Below are 8,436 nucleotides of genomic sequence, written 5' to 3' on the forward strand. Positions count from 1 at the left end.
GTCGCGGCGCCGCGGCGGCCGGGCCTCCCGCCGGGTCGCGGCGCCGCGGCGGCCGCGGCCGAGCTCGCCGGCCCGCAGGTTCTCCTCGACCGTGAGGTCGGCGAACACCCGTCTGCCCTCGGGGACCTGGACGACGCCCGCACGCACGGCCAGGGCCGCGTCCTCCGCCAGCGGACGGCCGTCGACCGCCACCGTCCCGGCGGTGATCGCGCCCCGGTGCAGGCCGAGGGTGCCGGAGACGGCCCGCAGCAGGGTGCTCTTGCCGGCCCCGTTGGCGCCGAGGACGGCGGTGATCCGCCCGGCCGGGAGGTCCAGCGAGACCCCGCGCAGCGCCCGGACGGCGCGCCCGTAGGCGACGTGCAGATTCTCGACGGTCAGCGCGCTCGACCGCTCGGGTGGGCTCATGGTGCTCCTTGCGTCCGAGCGCCGGGCCGCGCACACGGGGCAGCAGCCGCTCGGGAGGGTGGGAAGCTCGGGCGACGGGGGCGTCTGCCCGGTTCTGGGTGAGCGGCAGGACACCACGGCGGCGCAGCGGCGGTCCATGGCGGGACGGGCACGCGTTGCGGCTGCACAGCGCCCGGCGGGCCGCGTTGTGAGCTCGACCAGTACCGGCGGCCGGGGGCGGCGCGGGCGGTCCGGGAGCGGGGAGAGTGCACGGCAGGTCCGCCGCCGGGGCTTCAGGACGGCCCCGGCGGCGGCGCCGCGGTGTCAGGACGGCAGCAGCCGGTACGCGTCCAGGGCGAGCGACAACTCGACCAGGTGGCGCGGGTGGTTGAGGCTGCGGCCGCTCAACTGCTCGTACCGGCGCAGCCGGTTGAGCACGGTGTTGCGGTGGCAGAACAGCCGGGTGCCGGCCCGCTGGGCGGAGCCGGCGCTGTCCAGCCAGACGTCGAGCGTGCTGAGCATCGACTCGCGGTCCTGGACGTCGAGCTCCAGGACGGCGCCGAGTGCCCGGTCGACCAGCGCTGTGCCGAAGTCGGGGAGGGAGACGACCAGGGCGGTGGGCAGCCGCTCGTGCAGCAGGGCGACGTCGCCGTCGGCGGTGCAGGTGCGCAGCGCGATGTCGGCGGAGCGCCGGGCGGCGCCGATCTCGGCGAGCTCCTCGACGACGGTGCCGATGCCGACCCGGGCGCCGCGGTGGTGGCCGAGGCAGGCGGCGACCTCGGCCGGGTCGGCGTCGCCGAGCAGGACGAGGGCGTGCTCGCCGTCGGTGCCGCGGTGCCGGACGATCCGCACCCCGGGGGGTGGTTCGGCGAGCACCGGGGCGGCCTCGGCGGGGTGCCGGGGCGGCCCGACCGGTCCGGCGAGGGCGGCGACCGCGTACCGGCCGCGCTCGGGGAGGTCCAGCGCGGCGGCGACGGTGGGCAGGTCGGTGATCCGGGTGGTGCCGTCGAGCAGGGCCTGCACCATGGCGCGGGCGCGTTCGCGGTGCTCGCGGGCGGTCTGGCTCTCGACCAGCCGGTAGGCCTGGGTGATCAGGTCGGAGTGCTCGTCGACGAAGCTCCAGATGCCGGCGGCACTGTGCAGCAGCAGGTGGGCGTGGTCGGGCTCGCGGCGGGTGGCCGTCTCGACCAGCCGTCGCCAGACCAGGGCCCCGCCGAGCCGGAAGGCGTGCAGCAGGGCGTCCAGCGGGAGTTCGCGCTGGGCGCGGCGGGCGCCGATCTGCCAGGAGCAGAGCCGGGCGGCCTCCCAGGTGCCGGGCGGGTCGAGCAGGGTGCGCACCGAGCTCTCCAGCGAGGTGCGCACCTCCAGCCGCAGCTCCTCGGGGCCGATGGTGGCGGGGTAGGCGGGCTCCCGTGCGCTGATCTGCGCGACGAGCTCGCGGGCGAGTCCGTCGACGTCCTGCAGCAGGTGGCCGGCGGTGCGGCGGAGCAGCTGTTCGGAGGCGGTGTCGGCCCGGGACCGGACGGGCCGCCGGGCGGGCGGTTCTTCGGGCAGGCCGCGCAGCCGGGGCTTCGGGGCGGGGCCAGTCGATGCGGCGGCGGGCGGAGCCAGGGCGGGTGGTCTCACGGGCGCTCCCTCGTCGACTTTTAACTAGCAGCGCTAGTCAAAATCATCCGGCCCGGCCCGCACAAGGACGACTGCCGACCTCGGCGGCAGTCGGCCGAATCGTGACCGCGCGCTTGCCGGGGTGTGACCGGACGGCGGGCCTCCACGGAGCCCCCCGATCGGCCGACACGCCGAGTGCTGCGCCCGGAATGCGATGGTATGACTCGTTCTGTCCCCTGTCCGGACCGGACGGCTGGGACGGGCGGTGCGGGGGCGCCGCCGTGGACCGACAGCCCGCCGGTCGACCGGCGAACGGCTGGGACGGGAGTGCCATGGACGACTACCCGCTGCTCAACATCTTCTGGACGATGCTGGAGCTCTTCGTCTTCATCCTCTGGTTCTTCCTGCTATTCAAGATCATCACGGACATCTTCCGCAGCAAGGACATGGGCGGCTGGGGCAAGGCCGGCTGGACGATCTTCGTCATCCTGCTGCCGCTGATCGGCGTGCTGGTCTACCTGATCGCGCGCGGCGGCTCGATGGCCCAGCGCGATCTGGAGCAGGCGCAGCGGACGGACGAGGCGTTCCAGGCGTACATCCGCCGCGCGGCCGCCGACGGCGGCGGGGGCGGGGGCGGCGCAGCCGGCGGCACGGGCCAGAGCCACGCCGACCAGCTGGCCAAGCTCGCCGACCTGAAGACCACCGGCGCCATCTCCGAGGAGGAGTTCCAGAAGGCGAAGGCGAAGCTGCTGGCCTGACCGGCCGTCCCGTCCGGGTCCTCGTGTCACTCGAACGGCGGAGCACCGGGCGCCCCTCCACGGGGCGCCCGGTGCCGTGTGCGTCGGGGCGGTCCGGCCCTCAGCCCTCGATCCGGTGCTGGGTCCAGAACGAGGTCAGATCGGTGCCGGCCGCGGCCTGGGCCGCCGCCTTGAACTCGGCGGTGGTGCTCACCCCGTACCAGTGCGACTGCGCGTAGTCGTGCAGCAGCGTGCTCATCGCGCCGTCGCCGATCAGCCGCCGCAGGTCGTGCAGGGCGCACTTGCCGTAGGTGTAGACGACGGTGGAGTACCGGGACGCGTGCGCGTCCCAGTACGCCATCGAGTCGGTGATCTTCTCGGCGGAGGACGACCAGGAGACGCTGCTCCAGCAGTTGCTGCCGGTCTTGCCGAGCGCCAGGTCGGTGGCGTAGTCGGTGAACGACTCGTCCAGCCACGGGCTGGTGTACTCGTCGTCGCCGACGATCCCGTAGAACCACTGGTGCGCGATCTCGTGGGTCAGCGCGGTGGTGGAGACCAGGTCGAGCACGAAGCCCGGGTACTCCATGCCGCCGAACCAGAAGCTGTTGTCGAGCACCGCGTCCAACTCGGCGTACGGGTAGGCGCCGAAGCGCTGCGCGTGGGCGTCCACCGCGGACTCGGCGGTGGTCAGCATCGACTGGGCGTCACCGGAGGAGATCCCGCTCACCGCGTAGACGTTGACCTTCACGCCCGCCGTCGAGGTGCCGCTGATCCTGGTGAACGGCCCGGCGCCCCAGGCGAAGTCGCGCACCTTGGCCGCCGTTGCCCGGGTGACGGTGCGGCCCGGGGTGCCGGGGGTGTCCACCGAGGTCCCGGTGGCCGGCACCAGCAGGCCGCTGGGGTGGTCCAGGGTCACGTCGAAGTCCGCGGCCAGCGAGTAGAACGACTCCCCGTTGTTGGTGTACGGGTCGAGGTGCCAGCCCGCGGCGTCCCGGACGGCCAGCACCGGCAGCGCGTTGCCGAGGAAGTCGTACGCCCCGTCGTGGCCGAAGCGGTCCGCGCCGCTCGGCACGGTGATGCCGAGGTCGAAGCCGACCGTCCCGCCCTGGCCCTGGGCCAGCGGCGCGGGCAGGGTGACCTTCATCGCCGTGCAGGCCACCGAGAGGGCGGCGGCCGTCCCACCGGTGACGTTGGTGACGGTGATCGGGGTGCTCGGGCAGCTGCCGTGCGCGTTGTCCCACAGCCGCAGGTACACCTCGGTGAGCGGGGTGGCCGAGGCGTTGGTGAAGGAGACGCTCTCGTGGCCCGTCCAGGACGCGCCGGAGGCGTCGCTGCTCAGCGAGACGGTGTAGGCCGGTGCGGCCGGGGTCCGGGTGGCGTCCGGCGTCGGGGTGCCGGTGGGGCTCGGCGTCGGCGTGGGCGTGGGCGTGGGTGTCGGGGTGCCGCCGCCGGAGACGTCCAGCGCGATGTCGTCCAGCACGAAGCTGGTCTGCAGGCCGGAGTCCTCGGTGCCGGTGAAGGAGAGCGCCACCGTGCGGCCCGCGAAGGAGGAGACGTCGAAGGTCTTCTGCAGGTAGCCGGGACGGGCGTCCAGGTTGGACCAACTCGCCAGCGCGGTACCGCCGATGCTCGCGGTGAGCTTGTCGTAGGCGGTGGCGGCGGTGGTCTCCGCGGTGTCCACGTGCAGCCAGAGGCTGAGCGTGGCCGAGGTGCAGCCCGCGGGCAGGGTCACCGACTGGGAGAGCGTGTCGGTGTGGGAGGAGCCGTAGCCGTCCAGCCAGGCGAAGGAGCTGCCGCCGTGCGCGGTCTGCCCGCCGCCGCCGGTGATCACTCCGCTCGACGCGGACCAGGGTGAACTGCCGGACTCGAAACCGCCGTTGGCGACCACCTGGGCGGGGGTGCAGGCCGCCGCCGCGGTCGCCGTGGCCGTGGTGGCACCGGTGGCCGCCACGGCGGCCGCGAGCAGCGCGCCGGCGGCGACCAGGGGGAGAAGGGTGCTTCTCATCGATCCTCTTCGGGTAGGGGACCCTTCCGTGCCGGACGAAGGGTCAACCCGCCCGTACGGAAGGCACGTTGACGACCGACGGGGATCGGGGCCCGCCGGTCGCGAGGCCGAGAGAAGCGTGACAGTAGCCCGCCCGTTCATTGAAGGGGGCATGCCATAGATTTGGCCGGGTCTTTGCGCGAGCACCGCGCCGACCGCGGCACCGCGGCCTTCGCGTCCGCCGCGCGCCGGGGACGGGCCCTACAGGGCGATCACGGCCTCGACGAGGGTGCCGTCGGGGGAGCGGACCACGGTGGTGTCCACCGCGAAGGCGTCGACCAGGTCCAGGCCGCGCCCGAACGCCGCGTCCACGTCGGCCGGCTCGCGGCGCGGAGCGGTCCGTTCGCGCCACCGGCCCCAGTCCCGGACGCGCACCGTCAGCGCGGACTCGCACACCTCGAAGAGCACCGACACGTCCGCACTGCCGCTGTGCAGCACCGCATTGGTCACCAGCTCCGTGACGATCGCCGAGAGCGCCTCGGCCACGTCCGCCGGCAACCGCCGGCTGCGCACCAGCGCCCGCGCAGTACCGCGCAGCCGCGGCACCGACTCGGGTACGGCGGGGAGGGTGACCGAGGCCGTCAGCCGGGAGGTCCGGACCGGAACGTCCGGTCCGGGAGCCAGGGCGACGGGTCTGGAAGAGGTCGAATTCCTCACGCGGGGCTCCTGCCTGCGCGGTGGGCGGCATCGGCGGCGGCCCCCGCCGACCCACGGGCCGCGAGGCCATGACCCGGACCACGCTGCCCGCCCTCCCACGGTCGCGGCAATCAGTGGAGACTGAAGTACGGATACGCAAAGAAAGCCCGGCGGTCCGGTGAACTCCGACAGGGTGGCACGTGTGGACGCACTGAACGAGACCGCACTGCGGCACCTGCTGGCCCGGGCCTGGACGGCCGACGGCGGCGGCCGCCCCGTCCTGCTGCTCGTCGAGGGCGAGGCCGGCACCGGCAAGAGCCGCCTGCTCGCCCGGCTCGCCCACGGCGTCCCGGTGCCCGTCCGCACCGACCCGCAGACCGCAGCCCCGGCCGAGGGCAACGCCGAGGGCCCCGCCGCGGGCCCGGCGCTGCTCCTCGCCGACGACGTCCACCGGGCCGGCCCGGAGCTCCGGGCCGCCCTGGGCGCCCTGCTCGCCGACCCGCCGGCCGGCCTCGCCTGCGTGCTCGGCTACCGCCCCGAGGAGCTGGACGAACCCGGGCTGCCGCTCGGCCCGGACACCGAGTACGCCGCCGGGCTCACCGTCGTCCGCCACCACCTCGGACCGCTCGGCCCCGAGGAGGTCCGGCGGATGGCCGCCGCCGCGCTCGGCGCCGACCGCTGCCCGCCCGACCTCGCGGACCGGCTGCACCGGGCGGCCGGCGGCACCGCCCAGGTGGTCGCCGACCTGCTCGACCTGCTCGCCGCCCGGGAGGGCCGGCTCCCGGACGCCTTCGCACCCCCGCCGCGGCTCACCGCCCTCGCCCTGCGCCGCACCGCCGCCCTGCCCGCCGGACACCGCGGGGTCGTGCACGCCGCGGCCGTCCTCGGCGAACCCGCCACCGCCGCGGAGCTCGCCGAAGTCGCCGGGCTCGCCCCGGACACCGGCCGCACGGCCGTCCAGGCGGCCCTGCGCACCGCGGCCCTGCACGACCACGGCGACGGCCGGTACGGCTTCCGGGTCCCGCTCGCGGCCGCCGCCGTCCGGGACCACCTGGCCGGCCCGCACCGGGAGGAGCTGCACGGCCGCGCCGCCGACCTGCTCGTCCGCCGGCAGCCCGTGCCCTGGGAACGGGTGGCCGGGCACCGCCGGGCCTGCGGACGCGAACGCGGCTGGCTGCACGCCGTCGAACGGGCCGCCCAGCGGCACGCCGACCGCGGAGACCTGGAGCGGGCCGTCGCCCTGCTGGAGTCCGCGCTCGCCACCGGCCCGGTGCCCGAGCACGCCCGCTCCCGCCTGGTCACCCTGCTCGCCCGCTCCGCGGTGATGGGCCTGCGCTCCGACCGCACCCTCGCCGTGCTGCAGCACATCGTCGCCGACCACGGCCTCGCCCCCGCCCTGCGCGGCGAGATCCGGCTCGACCTCGGCCTGCTGCTCTGCAACCAGATCGGCCGCTGCACCGACGGCCTGGCCGAACTGGAGCGGGCCGTCGGCGAGCTCCAGGAACAGCCCGTGCTGCTCGCCCGGGCCATGTCCGCGCTCTCCATGCCGTACTGGCCGGGTGCCCCGCTCGCCGAGAACGTCGCCTGGATCGAACGCGCCCTCGCCGTCTCCGAGCAGGTCGGCGACCCGGTCGTCCGGGCCGCGGTCGCCGCGAACCGGGTCAGCGTGCTGCTCAACATCGGCGACCCCGCCGCCTGGCCGCTCGTCGACGCACTGCCGCGGGACGGCGAACCCGTCGCCGTCCGCCAGCAGGCCGCCCGCGGGCTGTGCAACGCCGCCGACGCCGCCGTCTGGATCGGCCACTACGACCGCTCCCGCGCCCTGCTCGGCGAGGGCGTCGCCCTGGCCGCCCGCAGCGGAGCCTCCTACGCCGAGCAGACCGGCCGCGGCTGCACCCTCGTCCTCGACTGGGCGACCGGACGCTGGGCCGGACTCGCCGGCCGCGCCGGCGCCCTGGTCGCCGAGGCCGGCGACATGCCCTTCATCGCCTCCGACGCCCGGCTGGTGCTCGGGCTGCTCGCGCTGGCCCGCGGCGCCTGGGCCGAGACCGAGGAGTACCTCTCCGGCCCGGACGCCCCGGACCGCGACCACGGCCCCGTCCCGCTGTCGGCCGCCTCCTCCGGCGCACTGATCCGGCTCGCCCTCGCCCGCGAGGACACCGCGGGTGCGGCCGCCGAGGCCGCCCTCGCCTGGGACCGGCTGCGTGCCAAGGGCGTCTGGGCCTGGGCCGCCGAACTCGCCCCCTGGGCCGTCGAGGCGACCGCCCGCGCCGGGGCCGCCGCGGCGGCCCGCGAGATGGCCGCCGAGTTCGCCGCCGGCCTCGACGGCCGGGACGCCCCCTCCGCCGAGGCCGCCCTGCACTGGACCAGGGCCGCCCTCGCCGAGGCCACCGGCGACCCGGAGACCGCCCGCACCCACTACGAGCGGGCCGCCGCCGGCTACCGGGCACTGCCCCGCCCGTACCACGCCGCCCTCACCGCCGCCGCGGCCGCCCGCTGCACCCTGGAGGCCGGCGGTACCGGCACCGAGGCCGCGGTCGAGGCACTGGCCGACAGCGCCGCCGCCTTCGAGGCACTCGGCGCCACCTGGGACGCCGCCCGGACCCGGGCCGAACTGCGCGGCCACCGTCCGCCGGAGGACCGCCGCGGGCCCGGCCGCCCCGCCTACGGCGACCTGCTCTCCCCGCGCGAGGAGGAGGTCGCCCGGCTCGCCGCCGCCGGGATGACCAACCGGGAGATCGCCGCCGCCCTGCACCTGTCCCCGCGGACGGTCGAGCAGCACGTCGCGCGGGCCCTGCAGAAGACCGGAGCACGCTCCCGCCAGCAGCTCACCGCGGTGCCGCGGGCCGTCGCCCCGACCGAACCGGATTGATTGCGTATCCGTGGAATCCGGGCTCCGGATTCCGGGCCGCCCGCCGGGTGCGGCAGGCTCACCACGGGCGGCGCCGCACGTGATCCGGTCGGCGCCGCACGGGGGCCCGCCGCGACCGCGGCCCGCCCCCGCACGTAGGCGCGGGAGGCATCGCGGCG

The 8,436-nt window shown here is 76.1% G+C and carries 6 protein-coding genes; 2 read left to right on the top strand and 4 right to left on the bottom strand.

What is annotated here, in order from left to right; all coding sequences use genetic code 11:
- Positions 1-405 (bottom strand): ATP-binding cassette domain-containing protein (locus ABZ641_RS19045; protein ID WP_359983208.1); only part of this gene is annotated, 405 nt, incomplete at its 3' end.
- Between the two features lie 303 nt (positions 406-708).
- Positions 709-2,010 (bottom strand): helix-turn-helix domain-containing protein, encoded by a 1,302-nt coding sequence (locus ABZ641_RS19050; RefSeq protein ID WP_359983210.1) that lies wholly within the window; start codon positions 2,008-2,010, stop codon positions 709-711.
- A gap of 311 nt (positions 2,011-2,321) precedes the next feature.
- Here ABZ641_RS19050 and ABZ641_RS19055 point away from each other — a divergent pair, with 311 nt between their 5' ends.
- Positions 2,322-2,747 carry an SHOCT domain-containing protein gene (locus tag ABZ641_RS19055; protein WP_344625425.1) on the top strand — a complete coding sequence of 142 codons (426 nt, stop codon included), beginning with the start codon at positions 2,322-2,324 and terminating at the stop codon, positions 2,745-2,747.
- Between the two features lie 100 nt (positions 2,748-2,847).
- Here the strand turns inward: ABZ641_RS19055 and ABZ641_RS19060 are convergent, their stop codons facing one another.
- Both ABZ641_RS19060 and ABZ641_RS19065 read right to left on the bottom strand, forming a co-directional pair.
- A complete protein-coding gene (locus ABZ641_RS19060) occupies positions 2,848-4,731 on the bottom strand; it encodes a M1 family aminopeptidase (RefSeq protein WP_359983213.1) in 1,884 nt (627 codons plus the stop codon).
- Positions 4,732-4,971: 240 nt separating this feature from the next.
- Positions 4,972-5,427, bottom strand: coding sequence for an ATP-binding protein (locus ABZ641_RS19065; RefSeq protein WP_359983216.1), 456 nt, complete (start codon positions 5,425-5,427; stop codon positions 4,972-4,974).
- A gap of 181 nt (positions 5,428-5,608) precedes the next feature.
- On the opposite strand from ABZ641_RS19065, the gene ABZ641_RS19070 reads away from it, so the two are divergent.
- A complete protein-coding gene (locus ABZ641_RS19070; RefSeq protein ID WP_359983218.1) occupies positions 5,609-8,278 on the top strand; it encodes a LuxR C-terminal-related transcriptional regulator in 2,670 nt (889 codons plus the stop codon).
- The last annotated feature ends 158 nt before the right edge of the window (positions 8,279-8,436 follow it).

The organism is Kitasatospora sp. NPDC007106 (assembly GCF_040634455.1).
Lineage (GTDB): Bacteria > Actinomycetota > Actinomycetes > Streptomycetales > Streptomycetaceae > Kitasatospora > Kitasatospora arboriphila.

Coding starts and splice junctions, on each gene's coding strand:
- ABZ641_RS19055 (WP_344625425.1), top strand. CDS start 2,322: ATGGACGACTACCCGCTGCTCAACATCTTCTGGACGATGCTGGAGCTC.
- ABZ641_RS19060 (WP_359983213.1), bottom strand. CDS start 4,731: ATGAGAAGCACCCTTCTCCCCCTGGTCGCCGCCGGCGCGCTGCTCGCG.